Consider the following 25,639-nt stretch of genomic DNA (forward strand, 5'->3'; position numbering starts at 1 on the left):
TGTGCGTTATTAAAGCCATGACTATTTGGGAGTGAGTGCAGGACATGTCCCGCAATTCTTATATTCAGCAGAGCTCTGACATCCAGGCCGCAGGCGGTCTGGTCCCGATGGTTATCGAGCAGTCCGCCCGTGGCGAACGTGCCTACGACATCTACTCGCGCCTGTTGAAGGAGCGTGTGATCTTCCTGGTGGGTCCTGTAGAGGACTACATGGCCAACCTGGTTGTGGCGCAGCTGCTGTTCCTTGAAGCGGAAAACCCGGACAAGGATATCCATCTGTACATCAACTCGCCGGGTGGCTCGGTCACCGCAGGCATGTCGATCTACGACACCATGCAATTCATCAAGCCGGACGTCTCCACCATCTGCATCGGCCAGGCCTGCAGCATGGGCGCCTTCCTGCTGGCAGCCGGTGCGGCAGGCAAGCGTCACTGCCTGCCGAACTCGCGCGTGATGATTCACCAGCCGCTGGGCGGCTTCCAGGGCCAGGCGACCGACATCGAGATCCATGCCCAGGAAATCCTCAGCATCAAGGCGCGCCTGAACGAGCTGCTGGCCTTCCACACCGGCCAGGACCTCGAGACCATCAAGCGCGACACCGAGCGTGACAACTTCATGAGCGCCTCGCGCGCGGCCGAGTACGGCCTGGTCGACTCGGTCTACGACAAGCGGCAACTGGTATCCTGAGCCCAGGCGCCAGAGCGGGCGGGCGCCGAAAGGGCCCGCCTGCGGACTTGAAAAAGCCCGCAATTGCCTTCATCTTGTGTTGCAAGCCTACCGGATTGGATCGATCGAATGACTGACACCCGTAACGGCGAGGACAACGGCAAATTGCTCTATTGCTCCTTCTGCGGCAAAAGCCAGCACGAAGTGCGCAAATTGATTGCCGGGCCCTCGGTATTTATCTGCGACGAGTGCGTCGACCTGTGCAACGACATCATCCGAGAGGAGGTGCAGGAAGCCCAGGCCGAGAGCAACGCGCACAAACTACCTTCGCCGAAAGAAATCAGCGGTATCCTGGACCAGTACGTCATTGGTCAGGAGCGCGCCAAGAAGGTGCTTGCCGTAGCGGTGTACAACCACTACAAGCGCCTGAACCAGCGTGACAAGAAGGGCGACGAGGTCGAACTCGGCAAGAGCAACATCCTCCTGATCGGGCCTACCGGCTCGGGCAAGACCCTGCTCGCCGAAACCCTCGCGCGCCTGTTGAACGTGCCGTTCACCATTGCCGACGCCACCACCCTGACCGAAGCCGGTTATGTGGGTGAGGACGTCGAGAACATCATTCAGAAGCTGTTGCAGAAGTGCGACTACGATGTGGAAAAGGCCCAGATGGGCATCGTCTACATCGACGAGATCGACAAGATCTCGCGCAAGTCGGACAACCCGTCCATCACCCGTGACGTCTCGGGCGAGGGCGTGCAGCAGGCATTGCTGAAGCTGATCGAGGGCACCGTGGCTTCCGTGCCGCCCCAGGGTGGCCGCAAGCACCCGCAGCAGGAGTTCCTGCAGGTCGACACGCGTAACATCCTGTTCATCTGCGGTGGCGCATTCTCGGGTCTCGAGAAGGTCATCCAGAACCGCTCCACCAAAGGTGGTATCGGTTTCGGCGCGGAAGTGCGCAGCAAGCAGGAAGGCAAGAAGGTGGGTGAGTCGCTGCGCGAAGTCGAGCCGGACGATCTGGTCAAGTTTGGCCTGATTCCGGAATTCGTCGGTCGCTTGCCGGTTCTGGCCACGCTCGACGAGCTGGACGAAGCTGCGTTGATGCAGATTCTCACCGAGCCGAAGAACGCCCTGACCAAGCAGTACGCCAGGCTGTTCGAGATGGAAAGCGTGGACCTCGAGTTCCGCAGCGACGCGCTCAAGGCCGTTGCTCGCAAGGCTCTGGAGCGCAAGACCGGCGCCCGTGGCCTGCGTTCGATCCTCGAAGGCGTGCTGCTCGACACCATGTACGAGATTCCTTCGCAGAAGGATGTCAGCAAGGTGGTGATCGACGAGAGCGTCATCGACGGTACTTCGCAGCCGCTGCTGATCTACGAGAACAACGAGCCGCAAGCCAAGGCCGTGCCTGACGCCTGAGTCGCACGCCTGATACGTTGAAGCAGAAAGGGGCCCGCGGGCCCCTTTCTGCTTTTCTGGCGCCAGCGCTTGTATTTTTGCGGACCTGCCCCCACATTAGCTCCAAGCACTATTTCCACCGGTTTCCGGCCACAAGGCCGCTGTAGAGGCGAAATCATGAAGACCACCCTCGACTTGCCTCTTTTGCCATTGCGCGATGTCGTCGTCTATCCGCACATGGTTATCCCGCTGTTCGTGGGACGCGAGAAGTCCATCGAAGCCCTAGAGGCCGCAATGACGGGCGAAAAGCAGATCCTCCTGCTGGCCCAGAAGAATCCAGCCGACGATGATCCGGGCGAAGATGCCCTGTATCGCGTCGGCACCATCGCTACCGTCCTGCAACTGCTCAAGCTGCCTGATGGCACCGTCAAGGTGCTGGTCGAAGGCGAGCAGCGCGGTGCGGTCGAGCGCTTCACCGAGGTCGAAGGCCACGTTCGCGCCGAAGTCAGCCTGATCGACGAGGTCGAGGCGGCCGAGCGCGAGTCCGAAGTGTTCGTGCGCAGCCTGCTGTCGCAGTTCGAGCAGTACGTTCAGCTGGGCAAGAAAGTGCCTGCCGAAGTGCTGTCCTCGCTCAACAGCATCGAAGAGCCGGGGCGCCTGGTCGATACCATGGCCGCACACATGGCGCTGAAGATCGAGCAGAAGCAGGAAATCCTCGAGATCATCGACCTGTCTGCCCGTGTCGAGCACGTACTGGCGCTGCTGGACGCCGAAATCGACTTGCTGCAGGTCGAGAAGCGCATCCGTGGCCGGGTCAAGAAGCAGATGGAGCGCAGCCAGCGCGAGTACTACCTGAATGAGCAGATGAAGGCCATTCAGAAGGAGCTTGGCGACGGCGACGAAGGCCACAACGAAGTCGAGGAGCTGAAAAAGCGTATCGATGCTGCTGGCCTGCCCAAGGATGCCCTCACCAAGGCCCAGGCCGAGCTGAACAAGCTCAAGCAGATGTCGCCGATGTCCGCCGAGGCCACGGTGGTGCGCTCTTACCTCGATTGGCTGGTGCAGGTGCCCTGGAAAGCCCAGAGCAAGGTGCGTCTGGATCTGGCCAAGGCTGAAGAGATCCTCGATTCGGACCACTACGGCCTGGAAGAGGTGAAGGAGCGTATCCTCGAGTACCTCGCGGTCCAGAAGCGCGTGAAGAAGATCCGTGGTCCCGTCCTGTGCCTCGTCGGGCCGCCCGGCGTGGGTAAGACATCGCTGGCCGAGTCGATCGCCGCGGCCACCAATCGCAAGTTCGTGCGCATGGCCTTGGGTGGTGTGCGTGACGAGGCCGAGATCCGTGGTCACCGCCGTACCTACATCGGCTCGATGCCGGGTCGCCTGATTCAGAAGATGACCAAGGTCGGGGTGCGCAACCCGCTGTTCCTGCTCGACGAGATCGACAAGATGGGCAGCGACATGCGCGGCGATCCGGCCTCGGCACTGCTCGAGGTGCTCGACCCGGAGCAGAATCACAACTTCAACGATCACTACCTGGAAGTCGACTACGACCTCTCGGACGTGATGTTCCTGTGCACCTCCAACTCGATGAACATTCCGCCAGCGTTGCTGGACCGGATGGAGATCATTCGTCTGCCCGGCTACACCGAGGACGAGAAGGTCAACATTGCGGTCAAGTACCTGGTGCCCAAGCAGGTCAAGGCCAACGGCCTCAAGAAGGAAGAGCTGGAGGTCGACGTCGCCGCGATCCGCGACATCATCCGCTACTACACCCGAGAAGCCGGTGTGCGTGGTCTGGAGCGCCAGATTGCCAAGGTCTGCCGCAAGGTGGTCAAGGAGCATGCCGGCAACAAGCAGGTGAAGGTCAAGGTTACCGGTGACCAGCTCGAGCACCTGCTGGGTGTGCGCAAGTTCCGTTATGGTCTGGCCGAAACCCAGGACCAGATCGGCCAGGTCACAGGCCTTGCCTGGACCCAGGTCGGCGGTGAGCTGCTGACCATCGAGGCGGTCGTGATTCCGGGCAAGGGGCAGTTGATCAAGACCGGCTCGCTCGGCGATGTCATGGTCGAATCGATCACTGCCGCACAGACCGTGGTACGCAGCCGCGCCCGCAGCCTGGGTATCGCTGCCGATTTCCACGAGAAGCACGACGTGCACATCCACATGCCCGAGGGCGCTACGCCCAAGGATGGCCCGAGTGCCGGTATCGGCATGTGCACTGCACTGGTCTCGGCGCTGACCCAGATTCCGGTGCGTGCCGACGTGGCGATGACCGGTGAAATCACCCTGCGCGGTCAGGTGCTTGCCATCGGCGGGCTGAAGGAAAAACTGCTTGCTGCGCACCGCGGCGGGATCAAGACAGTCATCATTCCCGAGGAAAATGTGCGTGACCTGAAGGAGATTCCTGAAAATATAAAACAGGATCTGCAAATCAAACCGGTTAAATGGATTGACGAGGTCCTGCAAATTGCGCTGCAATACGCCCCGGAGCCCTTGCCAGATGTGGCTCCGGAGATTGTCGCGAAAGAAGAGAAGCGCGACAGCGATGCTAAGGAAAGAATTAGCACGCACTAGTTCGTATCTCATTGGGGGCCTTCGGTTGACAGCTTTTTCGGGCCCTTGCTATAAAGCGGCACGCCAGTGTCAACAGGCCACCCAATGATCGTTTCATAAGCTTTTCATTACATACTTAGAAACAAACTCAATAGAGATATAAGGGGACTTAGAGTGAACAAGTCGGAACTGATTGACGCTATCGCCGCTTCTGCTGACATCCCGAAAGCTGTAGCCGGCCGCGCGCTGGACGCAGTAATTGATTCCGTAACCGGTGCCCTGAAAGCAGGCGACGACGTCGTTCTGGTTGGCTTTGGTACCTTCTCCGTCAAGGAGCGCGCTGAGCGCACCGGCCGTAACCCGCAAACCGGCAAGGCGATCAAGATCGCTGCCGCCAAGGTTCCAGGCTTCAAAGCTGGCAAAGGCCTGAAAGACGCCGTCAACTAAGTCGTCTCTTTCAGCCGGACCCGGCCTGGCCAGGTCCGAGCACGTAGCGGCGGGGGCCGCAAACGTTCCCGCCTGCCACGTTTGCTAAGAAAAGGCGCATCCTCGGATGCGCCTTTCTTTTATCAGGATTCTACCCACTCTCCGCGGTTGTCGATGCAGTGGTACGACCGTTTCTGGGGGACGCATGCTGCAGAATATCAGGGACAATTCACAGGGTTGGATTGCCAAGACCATCATTGGCCTCATCGTCGTGCTGATGGCACTGACCGGTTTCGAGGCCATCTTCCAGGCGGCCAGCCACAGCCAGGATGCCGCCAAGGTCAATGGCCAGACCATCAGCCAGAACGAGCTGAGCCAGGCCGTTGACATGCAGCGCCGCCAGCTGATGCAACAGCTGGGCAAGGATTTCGATCCGGCGATGCTGGACGAGAAGATGCTGCGTGAGGCGGCACTCAAGGGGCTGATCGACCGCAAGCTGCTGTTGCAGGGTGCCGAAGACGCCAAGTTCTCTTTCTCCGAGGCGGCACTGGATCAGTTGATCCTGCAGACGCCTGAGTTCCAGGTCGATGGCAAGTTCAGCGCCGAGCGCTTCGACGCCGTCATCCGCCAGATGGGCTACGGCCGCATGCAGTTCCGCGAAATGCTCGCCCAGGAAATGCTCATCGGCCAGCTGCGTACCGGCCTGGCAGGCAGCAGCTTCGTTACCGACAAACAAGTCGACGCCTTCGCCCGTCTGGAAAACCAGACCCGCGATTTCGCTTCGCTGACCTTCAAGGCCAACCCGGCCGCAGTCAAGGTGAGCGATGAAGAGATCAAGGCGCATTACGATCAGCACGCCAAGGAATTCATGACCCCTGATCAGGTGGTCATCGATTACATCGAGCTGAAGAAAGCTGCGTTCTTCGACCAGGTTTCGGTCAACGAAGACGAGCTCAAGGCGCTGTACGAAAAGGAAATCGCCAACCTCGCGGAACAGCGCCGCGCTGCGCACATCCTGGTCGAAGTCAACGACAAGACCGATGATGCCCAGGCCAAGGCCCGCATCGAAGAGATTCAGCAGCGCCTGTCCAAGGGTGAAGACTTCGCCAAGTTGGCCAAGGAGTTCTCCCAGGATCCGGGCTCGGCGGCCAATGGCGGTGACCTCGGCTTTGCAGGTCCGGGTGTCTATGACCCGGCCTTCGAGGATGCCCTGTACAAGTTGAACAAGGACCAGGTGTCGGCACCGGTTCGCACCGAGTACGGCTATCACCTGATCAAGCTGCTGGGCGTCGAGGCGCCCGAAGTGCCTACCTTCGCCAGCCTGAAGGACAAGCTGACCCACGAGCTGAAAACCCAGCAGGTCGAGCAGAAGTTCGTTGAAGTCACCAAGCAACTGGAAGACTCGGCCTTCGAAGCCTCCGACCTGGCGCAGCCTGCTCAGGAACTGGGCTTGAAGGTACAGACCTCGGCACCGTTCGGCCGTGAAGGCGGCGAGGGCATCACTGCCAACCGTTCGGTGATCCAGGCTGCGTTCAGTGAAGAGGTGATGGACGAAGGCGCCAACAGCAGTGCCCTGGAGCTGGACCCGGAGACCGTGGTGGTGCTGCGTGTGAAAGAGCACCGCAAGCCGGAGCAACTGGCGCTGGAAGCTGTGTCGAAGAACATCAGAGAACACCTGGCCAAGGAGAAGGCGACCGCCGAGCTCAAGGCCAAGGCGGACAAGCTGATTGCCGGCCTGCGTGATGGTTCGATCGCCAAGGGCGCCGACCAGGAAGGGCAGAAGTGGAAGGTGCAGGAGGCGGTGACCCGCAACCAGGAAGGCATCGACCCAGCCGAACTGCAGGCCGCGTTCCGCATGGCCAAGCCTGAGTCCAAGGACAAGCCGGTCTACGGCAGTGTCGTCCTGGGTGACGGTAGCCTGGTAGTGTTGCAGCTCAAGGGTGTCAACGAAGGTGCTGCCGCCTCCGACGAGGAGAAGGTGCAGATTCGTCGCTACCTCGCTTCGCGCGCCGGCCAGCAGGACTTCGCTGCCTTCCGCAAGCAACTTGAAGCCAGCGCCGACATCACCCGTTACTGAGTGCTGTTGTCGTGACGAAACAGGCCGCTTATGCGGCCTGTTTCGTTTTCGGCATCTCCAGGTATTTTCGCGGTCAGGCCCGCGAAAAAGTCAGCGCCGATATTCCTGCCTAGCGCTGCTCCCCCTCATGACTGTCCAGGGTATCCCGCGCAATCTCACGCCCCAGTGCGATCAGCTCCGGCGCCTTGTAGAACTCGAAGAACCGGCATACCCGCTTCGGCACGTTGATCAGTACATCCGGCGGATACCCGGCGATCTTGTACTGTGCCAGCGAGGTCTGCATCACCTCGAAGCTCTGGTTGATCAGGTCGAGTAGCGATGCAGGTCCGACGTTATCGATGATGAACGAACCGGTCGCCGACTTGGGGGCGCCTTCGCGTTCCGGGGCCGCTGCCGGTTGCTGGCTTTCCGGGTCGGCGGGGTCGCTCAGCCACGGGTTTGTCTGGCTCATGCGTTCGGCGACGATTTCCTGCTCGATGCGCATCAGCTGCTCGGCCGGCTTGCGGCGAAACGGCATGCGCGACCCCAGCGAACTGATCACCGATTCGAAACGCATCCTGAACGCCGCGGGGCGTTCGATCACCGGCAACTGGTACTGCTTCTGATTGGTGGCGTTGAGGTTGACCGCGATGATCAGGTCGCAGTGACTGGACACCACCGGCACGATCGGCAATGGATTGAGAATACCGCCATCGACCAGCATGCGGTTGCCCTGCATGACGGGCGTGAACAGGCTGGGAATCGCCGCCGAGGCGCGCATGGCCTGGTGCAGGCAGCCTTCCTGGAACCAGATTTCCTGCTGGTTGGTCAGGTCGGTGGCGACGGCGGTATAGGGGATTCGCAGTTGTTCGATGTTGATCTCGCCGACGATCTTGCGGATTTGTCCAAATACCTTGTCACCCCGAATGGCGCCCAGGCGAAAGCTCACATCCACCAGGCGCAGCACGTCGAGGTAGTCCAGGCTTTCTATCCAGCGACGGTATTCGTCGAGCTTGCCGGCGGCATAGATGCCACCAATCACCGCGCCCATCGAGCAACCGGCGATGCAGGCGATTTCGTAGCCGCGACGCTCGATCTCCTCGATCACGCCGATGTGCGCATATCCCCGGGCACCGCCCGAACCGAGCACCAGTGCGACACGCTTGCTCATACTTTTTCCCCCAAGGCATTTCGCGCGTATTCCAACAATGCACCCATTGGTGCCGGTGCTTCAATGTCGTTGCGCGCTGGGCTACGCTGAGCATGGCACTTTTCACGTTGCCGGCCGTCGAACAGCGACTGTTTTGTCCTTCTTGAGGTAATGCCCGATGAAAGCCTGGATCTGCCTTCCCCTGATTGCCCTGGCCCTTGCTGGCTGTGCGGGCAAGACGGCCTATCGCGACAGTTGCGCGACTCAGTTGGATGCGGCCTGGAAGGAACTCGACCTCGCCAAGGCCGAAGGGTTTGCCGGTACCGTGAGCTACTCCAAGGCGCTGTCATTGCTGACTGGAGCCAAGACCCAGCAGCAGTTCGAGGCGTTCGAGGGGTGCAGCAGCAAAGCCGAGCGGGCACGTTTCTATATCCGTGAGTCCCGTGCAGGCCGTTGACCGAGGAGGCTGATATGCCCGCGATGCTCGATCATGTAGTCGCTCAGGTCCTGGCCCTGCAGGTGCGTCTACTGGCCTGCCGGGAACGCCTGGCCGCCGATACCGACAGCGAAGCCCTGCACGACCTGCGCACCAGTGTCAGGCGCCTGCGCAGTCTGCTGCGACCCTTGCGCGCGCTGCCGGGTGTCGAACAGTTGGAGGATGCAGCGAAATCGCTGGGCACGCTCACCACGCCTCTGCGCGACCGTGAGGTGCTGGCCGATCAGTTGATCTCTGCTGGGTACGTGCAGGCCGGGCAGCGGCGCCTGCAGGGCAGGGCGGCAGCTTTCGCCAGCGTCGCTGCCAGCCCGCAGTTGACCCGGCTGCTGGCGATACTGGATTCATTCCCCCTGTTCCTGCGTGCTTCGCAACGCGAAGGCCTGGCGAATGACTTGGGCACGCGCATCGACAAACGCCTGCGCAAGCAATGGCGCAAGCTGGAAGCGGCCATCGACGATCCGGCCCACGACCGGCATCGCTTGCGTCTGTTGATCAAGCGGGTGCGCTACGGCGATGAGGCCTACCCGCAGTTGCGCCATGCAGGGAAGAAGCTTCAGAGGCTGCTCAAGCAGGCGCAAGGGGATCTGGGCGATTGGCATGATCGTGTTCAATGGCTGCTGCAGTTGCGCGAGCATCCCGACCTGGCGCCGTGCGAGGCGGCTTGGGAAACCGAGTTGCATGAGACCGAGCGTGCCAGCGATGCCACCTTGGCGTCGTTGCGCAAAGCCTTGTCGCGTCGATAACCCCAGTAAATGACCGATATGCGGGCTGCCCTGTGCCAGCCTGCTGATTACCATGCGCCTTGACCCCGTTGTCGATAGAGGCCAAGGACTTCCATGAATTTCGATGAACTGCTAGAGGCCGTGCGCCGCCACCCGGCGTCGGTCAGTATCCCACCAGACTGGGCCCAGGGCCGCGCTTCGTTTGGCGGGTTGATGGCGGCGCTGGTCTATGAGGCGATGTGCCAGAAGATCAGCGATGGGCGGCCAGTGCGCTCGTTGGCCATCAGTTTCGTCGGCCCGGCGGCACCGGATGTGCCGATACGCTTCGAGGCCGAGGTGCTGCGTGAGGGCAAGGCCGTGAGCACGCTGCTAGGGCGTGCGATCCAGGATGGGCAAGTGGTGACGCTGGTGCAGGGCAACTTCGGTGCTGGACGCCCGTCGGTGGTGGAGGTGCAGGCCGAGCCAGCGCCACCGTTCAAGGCTCTGGAGGATTCGGCACCGGAGTTGCCCTACATCAAGGGCGTCATGCCTGAATTCATGCGCAAGGTGGCGCTGCGCTGGGCGATCGGGGGGCTACCCTTCAGCGGCAACGCATCGCGCCAGATGGGCGGTTGGGTGCGTCTGCGCGACCTGCCGGAAGCGCCGCTCGAAGTGTCGCACCTGCTGGCGCTGGTCGATGCCTGGCCGCCGAGCCTGATGCCTTATCTCAAGCAACCTGCCGCAGGCAGCACCCTGACCTGGACCATCGAGTTCGTCCAGCCATTGCCGCAGCTGAGCACGCACGACTGGTACCAGTATTGTGTAGAGACCGAGCACGCCCGTGATGGTTATGGGCATGCCGCAGCCCGCCTATGGTCGGCGGATGGCCGCCTGTTGGCCTTGAGCCGGCAGACAGTGACGGTGTTTGCCTGAGCCTTGCCGCGTGTTCAGGGCCGATGCTTGTGTCTTTCGCGCCAGGCACGCCACCAGCCACCGCTCAGGACGAAACGTGGGAAGGTGATGAACTGTTCGGTCAACAGACGTTTAAGGGCGTCTTGGCGATCGCTGAACGGCTCGGGTTGCTCGGCCTCCAGGCGATGGCCCTGGCGCTGCATGGCAAGCCCTGCGATCAGCGCGATCACGCCTACCGCAAGCTGGGTGATGTCGAGCGAGAACAGGCCTGAAAGCACCAGCAGAGCACCAAGGATGAACAGCGGTACGGCAATCAGGTGCAGCACCAGGTTGGTCGGGTGGCGGTGATTATGGTGGTAGCCGCGCCATTGCCAGGCGGGCAGATTCGGCAGACGTTTGCTCATGGACAATTCCCCTTGGTCATGTCCAAAGCTTAGTGCGGCCCCCCGCAGGGGGCCAATCGAGGCTGTTTATCGGGACTATAGCTTGAGCTGGCCGATGGCTTTGTTCAGTTCGCCGGCGAGGGTCGCCAACGCATTGCTGGTGGTGGCCGATCCTACGGTCTGCTGTACGGTTTCTTCGGTGACGTCGCGGATGCTCACCACTGCCCGGTTCATCTCCTCGGCGACCTGGCTCTGCTGCTCGGCGGCCACGGCGATCTGTGTGTTGCTCTCGCGCATCTGCGCTACCGCGCGGGTGATTTCGGCCAGTGCGTCGCCGGCTTCGCGGGCCTGCTTGACGCAGTCGTCGGCCTTGTAGGAGCTCTCTTGCATGTACTCCACGGCATCACGGGTGCCGTCCTGAAGCGCGGACACCATGGTGGTGATCTCGTTGGTGGAGTTCTGCACGCGCTTGGCCAGGTTGCGTACTTCGTCGGCCACCACCGCGAAGCCGCGACCCAGGTCGCCGGCGCGTGCGGCTTCGATGGCGGCGTTGAGGGCCAGCAGGTTGGTCTGTTCGGCGATGCTGTGGATCACGCTGACCACGCCATTGATCTTCTGGCTGTCGTCGGCCAGTTGGCGAATCATCTCGGCAGTCTGCTGCACGCCACTGGACAGCCCGGCGATGGAATCCTGTACCCGACTGACCACTTCCTGGCCGCTGCCGGCGAGGCTGTCGGCGCTTTGCGACAGGTCACGGGTGGCGCCGGCGTGCTGGGCGATGTGATGCACGGTGGCGGACATTTCGTTGATCGCTGTCGCGGCCTGGTCGGTCTCGCTCTGCTGGCCGATCATGCCGTGGCGTACTTCGTCCATGCTCGTGGCCAGACGTGCGGCGCCTGAGTCCAGTTGCGCGGCAGTGTGGGCCACCGTGCTGACTACGCGGTGGTAGGTCGTCTGCATGGCATTGAAGGCTCCGGCCATCTGGCCCACTTCGTCGCCACAGGCCAGCGGCACGCGCGCCGACAGGTCGCCGGTTTTTTCCACGTGCAGCATCACATCCTTGAGGGTGTTGAGCTGGCTGAGCAGGAAGCGGATCAGCAGCTGCGAAGCGCAAAGCATCGCCAGCATGAGAATCAGTACGCACACCGCGTAGTTGCTGAACCGGTCGATGAATACCTGGCGCAGGCTTGGCGATTGCGCCAGCACGGCAATGTGCTGGTTGCCCTGGCGCAGCACCTGGGCGCCGCGCAGCGGATCGTCGCCAAACAGCCAGGCGGCGGGCAACGCGACCCAGCCTTGGCCGTCACGCAGTGCCTCGACGGGCTCGCCTTTGAAGCTCGGGGTCTGGCCTTCCTGCCAAGTGATCATCTGTGGCAGGTGGGGGAAGGGTTGTGCAGCGGGCCAGGTGGCCAGCAGTTCGGCCTGGGCGACGGCATGCGCCTGGGCCGATTCGGCGCGGGCCTGCTGCTCCAGGTAGACCGCGTAGAGCACCAGCAGCAAGGTGGTGACGAAGGCCACCGCATTGACTGCCCAGAATTTGTACTTCAGGGAAATATTGCTAAGCCAGGCACCCATGGTAGGTCTTCTCTGAGTTGAGCGGAAACATTATTGGCAAGGTGCCATCATTGTGTCCGTTCGCGCGCGAAGCCTTCATGACATGCGTCAAGGGAGCTTGAAGAAATCCTTGGCCGTGGCCGTGGTGTGCTGGGCGCAGTGCTCAAGGCTTTCACCCCGGTGCAAGGCGACTTCACGCAGGACTTCAGGCAGGAAGGCCGGTTCGTTGCGTCCGCTCTTCGGTTTCGGCCGCAGGGTGCGCGGCAGCAGGTAGGGCGCATCGCTTTCGAGCATCAGTCGGCCTTCGGGAATATTGCCTACCAGTGGATGCAGGTGCGTCCCGCGTCGCTCGTCACAGATCCAGCCGGTGATGCCGATGTGCAGGTCCAGGTCGAGGTAGGCGAACAGCGCCTGGCGCTCGCCAGTGAAGCAATGCACCACGGCGGCTGGCAACTGGTCACGGTAGTGCCTGAGGATTGCCAATAGCCGCTCGCTGGCATCGCGTTCATGCAGGAAGACCGGCAACTGCAGTTCGGCGGCCAGGGCCAGTTGAGCTTCCAGGGCTTTTTCCTGCTGTGGACGGGGGGAGAAGTCACGGTTGAAGTCCAACCCGCATTCACCCACGGCAAGCACCCGCGGCTGAGCCAGCAGATCGCGCAGGGTGCGTTCGCTGGCGCCTTCCCAATGGCTGGCATCGTGAGGGTGGACGCCGGCCGTGCTGAACAGGTGTTGGCCTGCCTCATCCAGGCGCTGGCATAGCAGCATGGCCTCTTCGCTGACGGCAAGGCTGGTGCCGGTCAAAACCATCTGCGCCACGCCGGCGGCCAAGGCGCGTTCGACGATCGCCGCCTGCTGGTCGTGAAAGCTGGTGTTGGTCAGGTTGACGCCGATATCGATCAGTTGCATGGTGCTACCTCGTGCCGCGGGGCGGCCAGCATAGCAAAATCTGCAAGTTCGCAGAAAAACCAAGAACTTCAAACGTTTGCCATGGTCTCTTGCCGTCATTTGTCATGCGCACCGCTCGGCGCATGGTTTCGCCAACCACTTCTGGACCCTTCTTCATGCTGCGAACCCTGCTGACGACCTTGCTGTTGCTCGGGCTGATCGCCGCAGCGCCTGCCATCGCCCGCGAAACCGGCCCGTTGCAGCATGTGCCGGCGAGCCAGAGTCGCGACCTTGCGCAGATTCGAGCGAGCAAGGTGTTGCGGGTGCTGGTCAACCAGAGCCGCAACAGCTCAGGCGAGGTCAAGGGCGAACCGGTGGGTATCGAGTACTATCGCCTGCGCGCGCTGGAGCATTTTCTCAATGCGCGGGTCGCGGACGGTCAGGAAATCACGCTGCAGATCGTCCCGCGCGCCAAGGAACAACTGATAGGTGCCCTGCAGCGCGGTGAAGGCGACCTTGCCGCGCCTGGCGAATTGCTCGATGCGGGGCTGGTGCAGGGCGTCGGAGTCAGTGCGCCGGTGCTTGACCAGGTGCCGCTGTTGCTGGTCGGACGCAAGGGTGAGCGAGCCTTCAGCCGGGTCGAGCAGCTGTCCGGACGCACCATTGCCCTGACCACCGCCAGCGCTGCCGGTGCGGTGATCGAGCAGATCAACCAGCAGTTGGCCCTGCGCAAGCGCCCGCTGGTGAAGATCGAGTGGGTCGACCCGACTCTGGCAGTCGAAGATGTACTGGAGATGGTCCAGGCCGGCATCTATCACCTGACTGTAGTGGAGCGCCCCATCGCCCAGCGCTGGGCGCGGGTGATGCCCAAGCTGCGCCTGGACACCCAGTTGCGTCTGAGCCAACCTCAGGCCATGCGCTGGTATGTGCGCAAGGATGCCGAGCAGTTGCTGGCCAGCGTGGACCGCTTCCTTGCCGTTTACCGCGCGCCGGACAACCAGGATGCAGCCTTCGAGCGCATCTATCGACGCCAGTACCGCGTGCACAATCCGCTGGCCCGCCAGGACCGCCAGCGCCTGGAGTCGCTGCGCGCGGTGTTGCAGAAGCACGGCGCCGAGCAGCAGATCGACTGGCTCAACCTGGCGGCCCTGGCGTTCAAGGAGTCGACATTCGATCCCAAGGCCCGTGGTACAGGGGGCGCCCATGGGCTGATGCAGATCACCCCGGCCGCCGCGCAACGGGTGGGCGTGAGCAATACGGCTACGGTCGACGGCAACGTTCAGGCCAGCGCGCGCTACCTCGCGCTGATCCGACGCAAGTTCTTCTCCAGCCCGCAGCTCAATGAGCGTGAGCGCATGGCCTTCATTCTTGCCGCCTACAACCTCGGCCCGGAACGCGTCCAGGCAATGCGCGCCGAGGCCCGTCGCCGTGGCCTCAACGGTAACCAGTGGTTTTTCCAGACCGAGCGCATCGCCATGGAGCAGGTGGGGATGGGGCCGGTGAACTTCGTCAACAGCGTCAACAAGTACTTCCTGGCATTCAACCGGGAGCGCAGCGCCTTGGAGCGGGTCGCGAAACGCTGATAAATCGACTTTTTCGATTTGTTTGTTGGGTTTTTTGCGGTTTTCTTATTCGCTAATTTGATTAAGATGGCGGCCATTCCAACCTGACATTTCAAGGAAGCTCACCCAATGAATCCCTCCCTCAACGCCCTGTTCGTCACCCGCGCCGGTTTCGGCCTCAGCATCATCCGCATCCTGGTCGGCATCATCTTCATGGCGCATGGCTCACAGAAGCTGTTCGGCCTGTTCGGTGGCTATGGCCTGGAAGGCACCGGTCAATGGATGGAGAGCATTGGCCTGGCCCCTGGCTATCTAATGGCCCTGCTCTCGGGCAGCGCGGAGTTCTTTGGCGGCCTGGCACTGCTGCTCGGCCTGCTGGCCCGCCCGGCTGCGCTGGCGCTGAGCGTGACACTGGTGGTCGCGATCTTCTCGGTGCACATCGGCAATGGCCTGTTCATGTCCAACAACGGCTACGAGTTCGCCCTGGCGCTGTTGGGCGGCACGCTGGCGGTGCTGGTCGAAGGGGCAGGGCGCCTGTCGCTGGATCGCCTGATCGCCCGCTGACATCTCGCTGCAACCCGCCTGCGGCAAGCTGCAAGTGAACGCCCACTTGCAGCTTGCCGTTCGACGCTCTACGATACCGCTTGCGCCGATTTAAACAGCTACTTGCGGGGCGCAGGAGAGGCCCCAGGGCAATCCGAAATACCGCTAAAGCGCTGGTTCGGTGACGCCTCCCACCGCTGCCCAGCGGGATTCGCGAGGCGCAGAGATACCACCATGAGTTGCCCACGTACCAGTGTTTGCCTGACCCCACTGCCTGCTGACCAGGCATCCCGCACACCGCGCATCCTGCTCGGTGGCCAGCATCAACCCACACTTCTGCGTAATCTCGACGGCTTTTCGCGCCGCAAGGGCCAGGCCCGTGCCTTCCTCATCCAGTTCGCCGAGGCGGCTTGCAACCTTGCCCATTACGCCAACGACCGCTTTGACCTCGCTGTGATCCAAGCCCCGATCGGCGAGGATGCCGGCGAGATCATCGGCCAGTTGACCCGCATTGCACGCCAGGGCCTGATCACCCGCCGCTGAGCGAGGTGTGGCGGCGCCTGTTTTTGGTTAAGCTCGGTAACCCGGCAGGCCCAAGGCGCCTGCTGTGGCTGTGCCGAGGAGAGCAAGCGGTTTGAGTACCAACATCATCACCACCGAAGGTCATGAAGCCCTCAAGAAGGAGCTGGATCACCTGTGGCGCGTCTACCGCCCCGAGATCACCCAGAAGGTGACCTGGGCTGCGTCGCTGGGGGATCGCAGCGAAAATGCCGATTACCAGTACAACAAGAAATTGCTGCGCGAGATCGATCGGCGAGTCCGCTACCTGCGCAAGCGCCTCGAGGATGTGAAAGTCGTCGCCTATTCCCCGGAGCAGGAAGGCAAGGTGTTCTTCGGTGCCTGGGTCGAGATCGAGAACGACGACGGCGAAACCCTGACGTTTCGCATCGTCGGTTACGACGAGATCTACGGCCGTAACGACTACATTTCCATCGACTCGCCCATGGCCCGTGCGCTGCTGAAAAAAGAAGAGGGCGATGAGGTGCTGGTGCAAACGCCCACGGGCGAAACGACCTGGTACATCAATCGCATCCACTACGGCGCCCAGTGAGCGCATTCAGGTACAGCCGCCCCAATGTGTCCCCCGCCACCGCAATCTGCGCCTCGCTCAACGAGGCGTAGCCCACCAGTACGCCCGCCGGCCAGGCATGTTCACGGGTGAACAGTCCGAGCGGCTGAAGCATCAGGCCCTGCTCGTGGGCCTGTTGGCAAAATTGCTGTTCGTTGCAGCCTTCAGGCAACCAGAGGATGAAATGCAGCCCTGACTGCTCGCCTGCAATCCGCACCTCAGTGTGCCAGGCGCAGCCTGTCGATGAGCAGGTCGCGGCGCTGCTGGTAGGTCTGCCGGGCAATGCGCAGGTGGCGTGCATACTGGCCGTTGCCGAGCATCTGCTCCAGCGCCCGCTGGCCGAGGGCGCCAGGCGCCTGCCCGGAGATCGTCAGCGTGTCCAGCATTTCGGCGTGCAGGCGCCGGGGAACCACGGCAAAGCCCAGGCGCAGGTTGCTGAACAAGGTCTTGTTGAAACTGCCGCAGAACAGCACTCGGTCGTGGTGGTCGATCGCCTTGATCGCCGGCAGCGGTGCACTCGCATAGTTGTACTCGCTGTCGTAATCGTCCTCGATGATTATCGCATCCCGTGCCTGCGCCCAGTCGAGCAGGGCCTGGCGGCGTTCGACGCTCATGCAGATGCCCAGTGGCGCTTGATGGGCGGGCGTAACCTGTACCGCCCCGAGTGTTTCATGGTCGGCAAGGGCATCGACGCGCAGGCCCTGTTCGTCGAGCGGCGTGCTGAACAGCCTGTGCCCCGAACGCTCGAAAATCCGCCTGGCCCAGGCATAGCCTGGGTCCTCAACGGCGAGCGCTCGGTGCTTGGGCAGTACGCGGCTGAACAGGTCGAGGGTGTGACGAATGCCGTGGGTGACCAGGATGTCATCCGCCTCGCAGTCGATACCCCGATAGAGCTTCAAGTGCGCTGCGATGGCCTGGCGCAGGCGTGGGTCACCCTGCGCAGGGAGGCTTTCAAGCAGACCGGCGCCGTCCAGGCGTGCCGGGAAAAGATGCTGCTCCAGCAAGTTCGGGTCGGGCAGGCGGGCGACGAAGGGGACCCGCGCTTGCACCTGCGCCTGCACCGACTGCGGGTCGGGCATCGGCCGCGATAGCGACGCCTGGCCGGCCGGATTGCCGGATGCGATCAGGGTATCGGGCAGTTGCAGGGTGACCTGCGACCCTGCGCCCTGGCGCCGCTCGATGAAGCCTTCCAGCTTGAGCTGCTCGAACACCGCCTCCAGCGTGCCACGCGCCACGCCCCAGCGCTTTGCCAACGTGCGTGTAGAGGGCAGCAGGGTGCCAGGTGGCAGATGGCCGCTGACCACCAGCTCCTGGAGAAAGCCATGCAGCAGCCGGTGCTTGCCGGTAGCGCTACCGGCAGACAGTTCGAACGGCAGGGCGAGGTCTAGGGCAATGGCTTGTTTGCCTCTGGCCATAGTGGTCCATATTCGGGAAGGCCTAATGGGCCTTCATCTTATGCAGCGCCGCCCCTAACCTCAATCGCGTGACGCAGAGCCTTTGCGTCGTGCCTGCAGGCGTCCCCGACCTTCATTCAAGGAACATCGAATCATGCGTATTGCGGTGGGGCTGCGTTCGCCCGTCCGATTGTCTTTTGCTTCGCGGGTGCAGCCATGAACCGGCCCGGATTGTCAGTGGCCTTGCTGGCCGCAGTGGTAGTGCCGCAGGTCGGGCTGGGCATCATGGTGCCGGCCTCGGCGCAACTGGCCGAGCAGTTGCAGGTTGGCCTTGGCCAGGTGCAGAGCACACTGGTGATGTACATGGTCGGCTATGCGCTGTCGATGGTGCTGGCCGGGCTGCTGTGTGATCGCTACGGCCCGCGGGCAGTACAACTGGGCGGGCTGCTGCTGGCAGCGTGCGGTACCGGGCTTGCGGCCAGCGCCACGTCCTTCCTGCCCTTCATGATCGGCCGCCTGCTGCAAGCATTGGGCGGCTGCGTCGGCACGGTGACCACCCGTATGGTGGTGCGCGAGGTGTTCACCGAGCGCGAGCGCATGGGCATTCTCACCACGCTGGCTTCGGCCATCGCCATCACCCCGTGCCTGGCGCCGTTGCTGGGTGGCGCTTTGCTACCGCAGTTTGGCTGGCGCGGGATTCTGGGGCTGGTGGGGGTATTCAACCTGCTGGTACTGCTGGTGTTCTGGCGCCTGGTGCCGAGCCTGCCGGGGACAGGCCAGGGCGTTACTCCGGGCCTGGTGCTGCGGGTGTACGGACGCAACCTGGGCAACGCTGCGTTCGTTTTTCATGCAGCCTGCATTAGCCTGGTTTGGATGAGCTACTTCGGCTTCCTGTCTTCATCGTCCTACGCCTTCCAGGTTGTCCTGGGGTTCAGCGCATTCGAATACGGCGCGCTGATCGCCATCTGTGCACTGGGTTATGTCACCGGCAGCTTTCTGGCCCGGCGCCTGAGTCGCCAGCATGATCTGGCGCTGATCCTGGCCGTCGGGGCCGCTGTTGGTACTGTCGGCTGGGTTGGCCTGTGGTTGGCCGTTCACCTGGCAGGGCCGGTGGCGGGAGCGTTCGTGGTTCCGATGATGGCAATCCTGTTGAGCACTGGCATGGTGATTCCGGCGACCCAGGCAGGGCTGCTGCGTTGTGTGCAGCGGGATATCGGGCTGTCCACCGGTCAGTTCTTCTTCCTGCAGATGGTCAGCGGTGCGGCGTATGGCTTTCTTGCCAGCCACTGGCCGCATTTGGATGTGAGCCAGTTGGCATGGCTGGTGGGCGCGCCGATGGTGCTGCTCACCGTGCTTACAGGCACGGCGAGCATGCGCCGTCGGCTCAGGTCTCGCGCAGAACGCTCAGTGGCGTTGCATTGAGTGCCCGCCGGGTGCCGAAGACACCGGCCCCGCCGACCAGGACCGCGCCCAGCACGGGCAGTACCAGCAGCCAGGGATGCGGCGCCCAGTGCAGGTCGAAGGCGTAGCGGTACAGGGCCCAGGTGATCAGTTCGCAGCCCAGGGCAGCGAGCAGGCCGCTGGCGGCGCCAAGCAGGCCGAACTCGATGCGCCGGGCCTTGACCAGTAGCGCACGGCCGGCGCCCAGGGCGCGCAGTAGCGCGCCTTGGCGGATACGCTCGTCCAGGGTGGCCTGCAGGCCGGCGAACAACACCGCAAGGCCCGCCGCGAGCACGAACAGCAGTACGTACTCCACCGCCAAGGTGACCTGGGCGAGGATGCTGCGCAGTTGCCCCAGCAACGCATCGACCTGGAGGATGGTCACCGCCGGAAACGCCCGCGACAGGGCGACCACGTCGGTATCGTGCCCGGGCGCGAGGTAGAAGCTGGTCAGGTAGGTGGCGGGCAAACCTTGCAAGGTGCCGGGCTGGAAGATCATGTAGAAGTTCGGCTGGAAGCTGTCCCAGTGCACCGTACGCAGGCTGCTGACCCGTGCCTGGCGGTGCTCGCCGCCGATGTCGAAGGTCAGCAGGTCACCCAGTTTGAGCTTGAGGCTTGCGGCCAGCTCGGCTTCTACCGATACCGCGGGTGGCCCGTCGGTCGCCGGGGGCGTCTGCCACCAATCGCCTTGGCTCAAGGCATTGCCCTGGGGCAGTTCGGCGGCCCAGGTCAGGCTCAGGTCGCGCTGCACGGCACGATCGCCCGTAGATTCCTTGCTCACCAGCTGCTGTACCGGCTGATCGTTGATGTGGGTGAGGCGCCCGGGGATCACCGGGTACAGCGGCGCCGAGGTGGCATTGACCTCGCGCAGGCGCTGGGCAAAGGGTTCGCGCTCGTCTGGCAGGATGTTCAGCGCGAAGTGGTTGGGGGCATCCTTGGGTAGTTGCGCCTGCCAGTTGTCCAGCAGCTCGGCGCGCAGTAGCGCGACCAGGGCCATGGCCAGCAGGATCAAGCCGAAGGCCAACGCCTGGCCGGCGGCTGCCAGCGGATGGCGCAGCAACTGACCCAGCCCCAGGCGCCAGGGCAGCGGCGAGCCGACCAGCAACCGGCGTAGGCTGCGCAGGCCCAGCAGTAGCAGGCCACCAAGCAGCAGCGCGGCGATCAGGCCGCCGCCGAGCAGGGCGAAGGTCAGCAGCAGGTCCAGGCTCAGGCGCCACATGATCAGGCCAAGGGCGAACAATGCGGCGCCATAGACCAGCCAACTGCTGGGCGGTACCGGCAGCAGGTCACGGCGCAGCACGCGCAAGGGCGGTACCCGGCCCAGAGCGGCGAGCGGAGGCAGGGCGAAGCCGGCCAGCGCCACCAGGCCGGTGCCGATGCCAGCCAGTGCCGGGGCGATGCCGCCCGGCGGAACGGTACTGGGCAGCAGCCCCTGCAGGAGGGCGAACAGACCCAGTTGCGCGAGCCAGCCAAGCAGGGCGCCGGCGAGCGCCGCCACCAGCCCCAGCATCGCCAGTTGCAGCGAGTACAGGCCCAGCGCCTGGTGTCGTGACAGCCCCAGGCAGCGCAGCAGGGCGCTGGCGTCCAGGCGGCGGGCGGCATAGCGACTGGCCGACAGCGCCACGGCCACACCGGCCAGCAGCACCGCGACCAGGCTGGCCATGTTCAGGTAGCGTTCGGCGCGACCCAGGGCGCCGCCGATCTGGCGGTTGCCATCCCGGGTGTCGAGCAGCCGCTGGTTGGCGGCAAGATCCTTCTCCACCGCCTGGCGATATTGCACCAGGGTGTCCGGCTCGCCGCGCCACAGGTCGCGATAGGTGACCCGGCTTCCTGGCTGGATCACGCCGGTGGCGTCCAGGTCAGCGATGTTCATCAGCACGCGTGGGGTGAGGCTGTAGAAGTTGCCGGCGCGATCCGGTTCGTAGGTCAGCACGCGGGTCATGCGCAGGGTCTTCATGCCGACGTCGATGCTGTCGCCCAGCGAGAGCCCCAGTGCCGCCAACAGGCGCGCCTCGACCCAGGCTTCGCCGGCCGCCGGCCCGCCGCCGGGCGTCTCGCTGCCATAGGGCGTGGCGGCGCTGCGCAGTTGGCCACGCAGTGGATAGGCCGGGTCGATGGCCTTGATGCTCGACAACTGGATACCGGCATCGGCGGCCACCACGCTGGTGAACTCCACCACGCGGGCGTGGGTCAGGCCACGCGAAGTACCGGCATCGATCTGCGCCGCCTGGGCGGCGGACGACCCTTGCAGCACAAGGTCAGCAGCGAGGAATTCGCTGGCCCGCAATTGCATGGCACCGTTGAGGCGGGCGCCGAAGTAACCAATGGCGGTGCTGGCGGCGACGGCCACCAGGAGCGCGAAGAACAGTACTCGCACTTCACTGGCGCGGGCGTCACGCAGCAGTTGGCGCAGGGCCAGGGCGCACAGGCGCATGAACGGCAGGCGGGTCATCATGGCTCCAGGGGCGCCACCAGGCGTCCGGCGTCCAGGCGGATCAGGCGACGGCAGCGCTTGGCCAGCCGCTCGTCATGGGTCACCAGCACCAAGGTGGTGCCGCGTTCCTTGTTGAGCTCGAACAGCAGGTCGCTGATGCGCTCGCCGGTATGGCTGTCGAGATTGCCGGTGGGCTCGTCGGCGAACAGTACTGCCGGGTGCGCCGCGAACGCACGGGCGATCGCCACCCGTTGCTGCTCGCCGCCGGACAGCTGGCGTGGGGTGTGGCTCAGGCGCTGGCCCAGGCCGACCCGTTCGAGCAGGGTGCGGGCCTGTTCGCGGGCGTCGCGGCGGCCGTCCAGCTCCAGGGGCAGCATGACGTTTTCCAGGGCATTGAGGCTGTCGAGCAACTGGAACGACTGGAACACGAAACCGACGTGTTCGGCACGCACCCGTGCGCGCTGGTCTTCGTCCAGGGGGCCAAGGTCGTGGCCGGCGAGCACGACACTGCCATCACTGGGGCGGTCAAGGCCTGCGAGCAGGCCGAGCAGGGTCGACTTGCCCGAGCCGGATGCACCGACGATGGCCAGGCTGTCGCCCTGGTCGAGGTCGAGAGAAAGCGGGTGGAGGATGGTGAGGTCGCCTTCCGCGCTGGGGACCACTTTGCTAAGGTTCTGCGCAACGAGAATGCTGGGGCCCATGGAGAATCCGATGCGAATGTGGTGGTTGAGTGCCGGTCTGGCCCTGTGTTGCCTGGCCCAGGGCGCGGCGGCGGGAACGTTGCTGGTTGTCGGCGATAGTATCAGTGCCGGTTTTGGCCTGGATACCCGCCAGGGATGGGTCGCGCTCCTGGAGCAACGCCTGAAGGACGAGGGTTTCACCGACCGTGTGGTCAATGCCTCGATCAGTGGCGACACCAGCGCAGGTGGCCAGGCGCGGCTGCCGGCGCTGCTTGCAGCGCACAAGCCTGATCTGGTGGTGCTGGAGTTGGGCGGGAACGACGGGCTGCGTGGGCAACCGCCACAACAATTGCAACAAAATCTTGCCTCGATGATTGATCGCTCCCGTGAGGCCGGCGCCAAGGTGGTGTTGCTCGGCATGCGCTTGCCACCGAATTATGGCGTGCGCTACACCACCGCGTTCGCCCGGGTCTATGAGCAGTTGGCGAAGGAAAAGAAGGTGGCCTTGGTGCCGTTCTTTCTGGAGGGCATAGGTGGGGTGGCGGAGATGATGCAGGCCGACGGCATCCATCCGGCCCAGGGCGCCCAGCAGCGCTTGCTCGATAATGCCTGGCCGACGATAAAACCCTTGCTCTGACGCTTTTATCGGGGGCCGCTTTCGGCTAATGTTGCGCCCCCCGTTTCGAGTGCCCCCGATGCCACGCCCCGCCTGGTCCCTGTATGCCTACCAATTGATCGAGCCCGACGAGCAGCTCGACCTGTTCGCCTGCCAGGAAGTCCGTGTCCATCTCGCCGCCCGCCAGCTCGAACTGGGCGCTCCGGTCGACCGCACTTTGTGTGGCGGCCTGCTGCCGGCGCAGCCGCGCTGGTCGTCGGTCGAGCGCGCGGTCTATCGCGACGAACGCCTGTGCCCGCTATGCCGGGCCATTCTCGATGCCCAGCGGCGGGGTACGCGTCCGGTGTGGCCGGAGCTCTCAGCTCACCTTTCATCATTTGTAACCCTTGCAACGCCTGCCGATGCCTCCCGCTTGAATCCGGGCGGGTGTACAATCGAATGTCTTGAACCCTCTTTCGAAGGATTTACCGGATGTTGCCGCGCTTTCCCGCCGTCACCCGTTGCCTGTCCCTGGCCGCCTTGCTGCTGACCGGCCCTGCCGTCGCGCTGGAGCTGCCATTGCCACCGCCCGGCGAAGACGTCGTCGGCCAGGTCCGGACGATCAAGGCCAAGTACGAAGACACCTTCGCCGACATCGGCACCGCCAACGACCTGGGTTACCTGGAGATGATCGCCGCGAACCCGGGCGTCGATCCCTGGTTGCCTGGCGCCGGTACCGAAATCATCCTGCCGACCCGTTACGTCCTGCCACCCGGGCCACGCGAGGGGATCGTCATCAACCTGGCCGAGTACCGCCTGTACTACTATCCGAAAGGCGAGAACGTGGTGCACACCTTCCCGTTGGGGATCGGTCGTGAAGGCTGGGGTTCGCCGATCGCGATCACCAAGATCACCGCCAAGACACCAAACCCGACCTGGACGCCGCCGGCCTCGATTCGCGCCGAACATGCCGCTGACGGCGATATCCTGCCTGCCGTCGTGCCGGCTGGCCCGGATAACCCGCTGGGTCCGTTCAAGTTCACCCTGGGCCTGCCGGGCTACCTGATCCACGGCTCGAACAAGAAGTTCGGCATCGGCATGCGCACCAGCCATGGCTGCTTCCGCATGCTCAACAACAATGTTGTGGCACTCTCCAAGATGGTGCCGGTGGGCACCCCGGTGCGGATCATCAACGAGCCTTACAAGTTCGGTGTGAGTGGTGGCAAAGTCTATCTCGAAGCTCACACGCCGTTGGACGACCACGGAAATCCGTCGGTGGTCGACAAACATACGGCCGTCATCAATGCGCTGCTCAAGCGTGAAGACCTGGCCAACAACCTGCGCATGAACTGGGACATGGTTCGTGACGTGGTGGCCGCCGAGGATGGCATGCCGGTCGAAATCGCCGTCCCGGTGAATGGCCAGGGTGCCGCACCGATGGTGTCGAGCATCCCGCCAGAGCTACAGTAAGCCCTTGCCTGCGTGAACCGAAAGGCCTGCCATCGTGCGGGCCTTTTTGTTTTCGGGTGACGGGAGTGGCGTGGAGAAGGGGCGTTCTTCGGGCAATAAAAAAGCCGACCCACAAGTGGGCCGGCTCCATAACAATCCGTGAGGATTATTACTTGCGGCTGGCTTTGTCCAGCATACGCAGAGCGCGCTCGTTGGCTTCGTCAGCGGTCTGCTGAGCCTTCTGAGCGGCTGCCAGAGCGTCGTCAGCCTTACGGTAGGCTTCGTCAGCACGGGCTTGAGCGCGAGCTGCTGCGTCTTCAGTCGCAGTCAGACGAGCTTCGGTTTCTTTGGATACGCTGCTGCAACCGGTAGCCAGAACTGCGGCCAGAGCCAGAGCAGAGAATTTCAGAACGTTGTTCATCGTGTTCCCCTTCAAGGACTTTCTATTAAATAGCCATCTCTCGGAAAAGAGAAACTGGCCGGCGTACATAGTACCCATTACTTGTAGTAAGTAAACTGACAGAGCGCAAGAACTGCAAAAAAAATGTTGCCAGGGGCCGCGTGTGACGGGGTTTGTAAAGAAAGTGGGAAGGCCATGCAAATCGGACGCAAGCGGTTGTACCAAGGAAACTTTTTGTTGAACTAAGGGTGACTTTCACGGTCCTCAAACGTCTTAACCCGTAGAACATCCGGCAGGCTGTTTGGTGTCGACCGGCACCGGCGGCCCAACCCGCTTTCATGGAATTTTTAGCCCTGTGCACCTTGAGCAATCCCGCGTTGCACGCCTACTATTTGGGTGTCCCGGGCGTCGAACGATTGCTGATGGACCAGGGTCCAAGGGGCATGAGTGGCGTTGAGGTTCCTCCGCCGGATAAACCATCGGTCAAGGCAAAGGTCTGCCAAAAGACCTGCGAGGAGTAGTGATGAGTGAAGCGCTGACCATCCACCATGACCAGGCCGGTCATCAGTTCGAGACCAATGTGGACGGTCATCGTGCCTACCTGACGTACATGGACCTGGGCAAGCAGACGCTGGATATCTATCGCACCTTCGTCCCCAACGCCCTGCGCGGTCGCGGTATCGCCGCGGCCCTGACTGAAAAGGCCCTTGAGTACGCCGAGCAGATGGGCTACACCGTCATTCCATCATGCTCTTATGTCGAGCGTTACATGGAACGCCAGCAGCGCCATTCGACCAAGGCCTGAATCGACACCGCACCAACAAAAACGCCGGGCATCTG

The 25,639-nt window shown here is 63.0% G+C and carries 24 protein-coding genes and 1 pseudogene; 17 read left to right on the forward strand and 8 right to left on the reverse strand.

Annotation, left to right across the window (positions count from 1 at the left end; translation table 11 throughout):
• Positions 1–44 precede the first annotated feature (44 nt).
• From clpP to ACMGGG_RS06975, 5 genes are all read left to right on the forward strand, one after another.
• Positions 45–686, forward strand: a complete 642-nt coding sequence (gene clpP / locus ACMGGG_RS06955) for an ATP-dependent Clp endopeptidase proteolytic subunit ClpP (protein ID WP_029613529.1) — start codon at positions 45–47, stop codon at positions 684–686.
• A gap of 108 nt (positions 687–794) precedes the next feature.
• Positions 795–2,078 (forward strand): ATP-dependent Clp protease ATP-binding subunit ClpX, encoded by a 1,284-nt coding sequence (gene clpX / locus ACMGGG_RS06960; RefSeq protein ID WP_065861265.1) that lies wholly within the window; start codon positions 795–797, stop codon positions 2,076–2,078.
• Positions 2,079–2,234: 156 nt separating this feature from the next.
• On the forward strand, positions 2,235–4,631 hold the full coding sequence (lon, locus tag ACMGGG_RS06965) for an endopeptidase La (protein ID WP_054892388.1): 2,397 nt from the start codon (positions 2,235–2,237) through the stop codon (positions 4,629–4,631).
• Positions 4,632–4,784: 153 nt separating this feature from the next.
• On the forward strand, positions 4,785–5,057 hold the full coding sequence (gene hupB, locus ACMGGG_RS06970) for a nucleoid-associated protein HU-beta (protein WP_054892387.1): 273 nt from the start codon (positions 4,785–4,787) through the stop codon (positions 5,055–5,057).
• 184 nt (positions 5,058–5,241) lie between these two features.
• On the forward strand, positions 5,242–7,113 hold the full coding sequence (locus ACMGGG_RS06975; RefSeq protein WP_112897884.1) for a SurA N-terminal domain-containing protein: 1,872 nt from the start codon (positions 5,242–5,244) through the stop codon (positions 7,111–7,113).
• A gap of 109 nt (positions 7,114–7,222) precedes the next feature.
• Here the strand turns inward: ACMGGG_RS06975 and ACMGGG_RS06980 are convergent, their stop codons facing one another.
• On the reverse strand, positions 7,223–8,263 hold the full coding sequence (locus ACMGGG_RS06980; RefSeq protein ID WP_112897885.1) for a patatin-like phospholipase family protein: 1,041 nt from the start codon (positions 8,261–8,263) through the stop codon (positions 7,223–7,225).
• Between the two features lie 157 nt (positions 8,264–8,420).
• On the opposite strand from ACMGGG_RS06980, the gene ACMGGG_RS06985 reads away from it, so the two are divergent.
• The 3 genes from ACMGGG_RS06985 to ACMGGG_RS06995 all read left to right on the forward strand — a co-directional run bounded on the left by ACMGGG_RS06985 (position 8,421) and on the right by ACMGGG_RS06995 (position 10,372).
• Positions 8,421–8,699: a hypothetical protein gene (locus ACMGGG_RS06985; protein ID WP_054892384.1), complete on the forward strand. Its 279-nt coding sequence runs from the start codon at positions 8,421–8,423 to the stop codon at positions 8,697–8,699.
• Positions 8,700–8,713: 14 nt separating this feature from the next.
• Positions 8,714–9,481 carry a CHAD domain-containing protein gene (locus ACMGGG_RS06990; RefSeq protein WP_063544116.1) on the forward strand — a complete coding sequence of 256 codons (768 nt, stop codon included), beginning with the start codon at positions 8,714–8,716 and terminating at the stop codon, positions 9,479–9,481.
• Between the two features lie 93 nt (positions 9,482–9,574).
• A complete protein-coding gene (locus ACMGGG_RS06995) occupies positions 9,575–10,372 on the forward strand; it encodes an acyl-CoA thioesterase (protein ID WP_414155112.1) in 798 nt (265 codons plus the stop codon).
• A 14-nt stretch (positions 10,373–10,386) separates the two neighbouring features.
• Here ACMGGG_RS06995 and ACMGGG_RS07000 read toward each other — a convergent pair whose 3' ends face one another.
• The 3 genes from ACMGGG_RS07000 to ACMGGG_RS07010 all read right to left on the reverse strand — a co-directional run bounded on the left by ACMGGG_RS07000 (position 10,387) and on the right by ACMGGG_RS07010 (position 13,194).
• Positions 10,387–10,755 carry an Mpo1-like protein gene (locus tag ACMGGG_RS07000; protein ID WP_125930339.1) on the reverse strand — a complete coding sequence of 123 codons (369 nt, stop codon included), beginning with the start codon at positions 10,753–10,755 and terminating at the stop codon, positions 10,387–10,389.
• Between the two features lie 75 nt (positions 10,756–10,830).
• On the reverse strand, positions 10,831–12,309 hold the full coding sequence (locus ACMGGG_RS07005; protein WP_125930338.1) for a methyl-accepting chemotaxis protein: 1,479 nt from the start codon (positions 12,307–12,309) through the stop codon (positions 10,831–10,833).
• Positions 12,310–12,396: 87 nt separating this feature from the next.
• Positions 12,397–13,194 (reverse strand): TatD family hydrolase, encoded by a 798-nt coding sequence (locus ACMGGG_RS07010; protein ID WP_414155113.1) that lies wholly within the window; start codon positions 13,192–13,194, stop codon positions 12,397–12,399.
• Between the two features lie 155 nt (positions 13,195–13,349).
• Between ACMGGG_RS07010 and ACMGGG_RS07015 the strand changes: the two genes are divergently transcribed.
• From ACMGGG_RS07015 to greB, 4 genes are all read left to right on the forward strand, one after another.
• A complete protein-coding gene (locus tag ACMGGG_RS07015) occupies positions 13,350–14,756 on the forward strand; it encodes a transglycosylase SLT domain-containing protein (protein ID WP_063544127.1) in 1,407 nt (468 codons plus the stop codon).
• 108 nt (positions 14,757–14,864) lie between these two features.
• Entirely contained in the window at positions 14,865–15,299 is a 435-nt protein-coding gene (locus ACMGGG_RS07020) for a DoxX family protein (RefSeq protein WP_054892377.1), read from the forward strand.
• A 213-nt stretch (positions 15,300–15,512) separates the two neighbouring features.
• A complete protein-coding gene (locus ACMGGG_RS07025) occupies positions 15,513–15,821 on the forward strand; it encodes a hypothetical protein (protein WP_054892376.1) in 309 nt (102 codons plus the stop codon).
• A gap of 91 nt (positions 15,822–15,912) precedes the next feature.
• Positions 15,913–16,389 carry a transcription elongation factor GreB gene (gene greB, locus ACMGGG_RS07030; RefSeq protein WP_414155114.1) on the forward strand — a complete coding sequence of 159 codons (477 nt, stop codon included), beginning with the start codon at positions 15,913–15,915 and terminating at the stop codon, positions 16,387–16,389.
• Positions 16,390–16,625: 236 nt separating this feature from the next.
• Here greB and ACMGGG_RS07035 read toward each other — a convergent pair whose 3' ends face one another.
• Positions 16,626–17,822 (reverse strand): PLP-dependent aminotransferase family protein, encoded by a 1,197-nt coding sequence (locus ACMGGG_RS07035; RefSeq protein ID WP_414155115.1) that lies wholly within the window; start codon positions 17,820–17,822, stop codon positions 16,626–16,628.
• 195 nt (positions 17,823–18,017) lie between these two features.
• Between ACMGGG_RS07035 and ACMGGG_RS07040 the strand changes: the two genes are divergently transcribed.
• Entirely contained in the window at positions 18,018–19,223 is a 1,206-nt protein-coding gene (locus ACMGGG_RS07040) for an MFS transporter (protein WP_081255220.1), read from the forward strand.
• Here the strand turns inward: ACMGGG_RS07040 and ACMGGG_RS07045 are convergent.
• Together ACMGGG_RS07045 and ACMGGG_RS07050 are read right to left on the reverse strand one after the other, a co-directional pair.
• Entirely contained in the window at positions 19,186–21,693 is a 2,508-nt protein-coding gene (locus tag ACMGGG_RS07045; protein WP_414155784.1) for an ABC transporter permease, read from the reverse strand. The two genes, ACMGGG_RS07040 and ACMGGG_RS07045, sit on opposite strands and share 38 nt — an antisense overlap.
• Positions 21,693–22,376 (reverse strand): ABC transporter ATP-binding protein, encoded by a 684-nt coding sequence (locus ACMGGG_RS07050; protein WP_063544135.1) that lies wholly within the window; start codon positions 22,374–22,376, stop codon positions 21,693–21,695. Before ACMGGG_RS07050 ends, ACMGGG_RS07045 begins: the two co-directional genes overlap by 1 nt.
• Before the next feature lie 10 nt (positions 22,377–22,386).
• Between ACMGGG_RS07050 and ACMGGG_RS07055 the strand changes: the two genes are divergently transcribed.
• The 3 genes and pseudogenes from ACMGGG_RS07055 to ACMGGG_RS07065 all read left to right on the forward strand — a co-directional run bounded on the left by ACMGGG_RS07055 (position 22,387) and on the right by ACMGGG_RS07065 (position 24,420).
• A complete protein-coding gene (locus ACMGGG_RS07055) occupies positions 22,387–22,992 on the forward strand; it encodes an arylesterase (RefSeq protein WP_414155116.1) in 606 nt (201 codons plus the stop codon).
• A 58-nt stretch (positions 22,993–23,050) separates the two neighbouring features.
• Positions 23,051–23,341 (forward strand): annotated as a pseudogene (locus ACMGGG_RS07060) (hypothetical protein); the annotation flags it as partial.
• 101 nt (positions 23,342–23,442) lie between these two features.
• Entirely contained in the window at positions 23,443–24,420 is a 978-nt protein-coding gene (locus ACMGGG_RS07065; protein ID WP_054895441.1) for a L,D-transpeptidase family protein, read from the forward strand.
• Positions 24,421–24,568: 148 nt separating this feature from the next.
• On the opposite strand, the gene oprI is transcribed toward ACMGGG_RS07065, so the two are convergent.
• Complete coding sequence (gene oprI / locus ACMGGG_RS07070) at positions 24,569–24,820, reverse strand: outer membrane lipoprotei OprI (protein WP_003259780.1); 252 nt, start codon at positions 24,818–24,820, stop codon at positions 24,569–24,571.
• Between the two features lie 502 nt (positions 24,821–25,322).
• On the opposite strand from oprI, the gene ACMGGG_RS07075 reads away from it, so the two are divergent.
• Positions 25,323–25,604: a GNAT family N-acetyltransferase gene (locus ACMGGG_RS07075; protein ID WP_054895442.1), complete on the forward strand. Its 282-nt coding sequence runs from the start codon at positions 25,323–25,325 to the stop codon at positions 25,602–25,604.
• Positions 25,605–25,639: the final 35 nt, after the last annotated feature.

It is taken from the genome of Pseudomonas sp. BNK-44-b, assembly GCF_047456245.1.
Lineage (GTDB): Bacteria > Pseudomonadota > Gammaproteobacteria > Pseudomonadales > Pseudomonadaceae > Aquipseudomonas > Aquipseudomonas machongensis.

Excerpts from the sequence above, each read along its gene's own strand:
- clpP (WP_029613529.1), top strand. The coding sequence starts at position 45 with ATGTCCCGCAATTCTTATATTCAGCAGAGCTCTGACATCCAGGCCGCA.
- clpX (WP_065861265.1), top strand. The coding sequence starts at position 795 with ATGACTGACACCCGTAACGGCGAGGACAACGGCAAATTGCTCTATTGC.
- lon (WP_054892388.1), top strand. The coding sequence starts at position 2,235 with ATGAAGACCACCCTCGACTTGCCTCTTTTGCCATTGCGCGATGTCGTC.
- ACMGGG_RS06975 (WP_112897884.1), top strand. The coding sequence starts at position 5,242 with ATGCTGCAGAATATCAGGGACAATTCACAGGGTTGGATTGCCAAGACC.
- ACMGGG_RS06980 (WP_112897885.1), bottom strand. The coding sequence starts at position 8,263 with ATGAGCAAGCGTGTCGCACTGGTGCTCGGTTCGGGCGGTGCCCGGGGA.
- ACMGGG_RS06985 (WP_054892384.1), top strand. The coding sequence starts at position 8,421 with ATGAAAGCCTGGATCTGCCTTCCCCTGATTGCCCTGGCCCTTGCTGGC.
- ACMGGG_RS06990 (WP_063544116.1), top strand. The coding sequence starts at position 8,714 with ATGCCCGCGATGCTCGATCATGTAGTCGCTCAGGTCCTGGCCCTGCAG.
- ACMGGG_RS06995 (WP_414155112.1), top strand. The coding sequence starts at position 9,575 with ATGAATTTCGATGAACTGCTAGAGGCCGTGCGCCGCCACCCGGCGTCG.
- ACMGGG_RS07000 (WP_125930339.1), bottom strand. The coding sequence starts at position 10,755 with ATGAGCAAACGTCTGCCGAATCTGCCCGCCTGGCAATGGCGCGGCTAC.
- ACMGGG_RS07005 (WP_125930338.1), bottom strand. The coding sequence starts at position 12,309 with ATGGGTGCCTGGCTTAGCAATATTTCCCTGAAGTACAAATTCTGGGCA.
- ACMGGG_RS07010 (WP_414155113.1), bottom strand. The coding sequence starts at position 13,194 with ATGCAACTGATCGATATCGGCGTCAACCTGACCAACACCAGCTTTCAC.
- ACMGGG_RS07015 (WP_063544127.1), top strand. The coding sequence starts at position 13,350 with ATGCTGCGAACCCTGCTGACGACCTTGCTGTTGCTCGGGCTGATCGCC.
- ACMGGG_RS07020 (WP_054892377.1), top strand. The coding sequence starts at position 14,865 with ATGAATCCCTCCCTCAACGCCCTGTTCGTCACCCGCGCCGGTTTCGGC.
- ACMGGG_RS07025 (WP_054892376.1), top strand. The coding sequence starts at position 15,513 with ATGAGTTGCCCACGTACCAGTGTTTGCCTGACCCCACTGCCTGCTGAC.
- ACMGGG_RS07035 (WP_414155115.1), bottom strand. The coding sequence starts at position 17,822 with ATGGCCAGAGGCAAACAAGCCATTGCCCTAGACCTCGCCCTGCCGTTC.
- ACMGGG_RS07040 (WP_081255220.1), top strand. The coding sequence starts at position 18,018 with ATGAACCGGCCCGGATTGTCAGTGGCCTTGCTGGCCGCAGTGGTAGTG.
- ACMGGG_RS07045 (WP_414155784.1), bottom strand. The coding sequence starts at position 21,693 with ATGACCCGCCTGCCGTTCATGCGCCTGTGCGCCCTGGCCCTGCGCCAA.
- ACMGGG_RS07050 (WP_063544135.1), bottom strand. The coding sequence starts at position 22,376 with ATGGGCCCCAGCATTCTCGTTGCGCAGAACCTTAGCAAAGTGGTCCCC.
- ACMGGG_RS07055 (WP_414155116.1), top strand. The coding sequence starts at position 22,387 with ATGCGAATGTGGTGGTTGAGTGCCGGTCTGGCCCTGTGTTGCCTGGCC.
- ACMGGG_RS07065 (WP_054895441.1), top strand. The coding sequence starts at position 23,443 with ATGTTGCCGCGCTTTCCCGCCGTCACCCGTTGCCTGTCCCTGGCCGCC.
- oprI (WP_003259780.1), bottom strand. The coding sequence starts at position 24,820 with ATGAACAACGTTCTGAAATTCTCTGCTCTGGCTCTGGCCGCAGTTCTG.
- ACMGGG_RS07075 (WP_054895442.1), top strand. The coding sequence starts at position 25,323 with ATGAGTGAAGCGCTGACCATCCACCATGACCAGGCCGGTCATCAGTTC.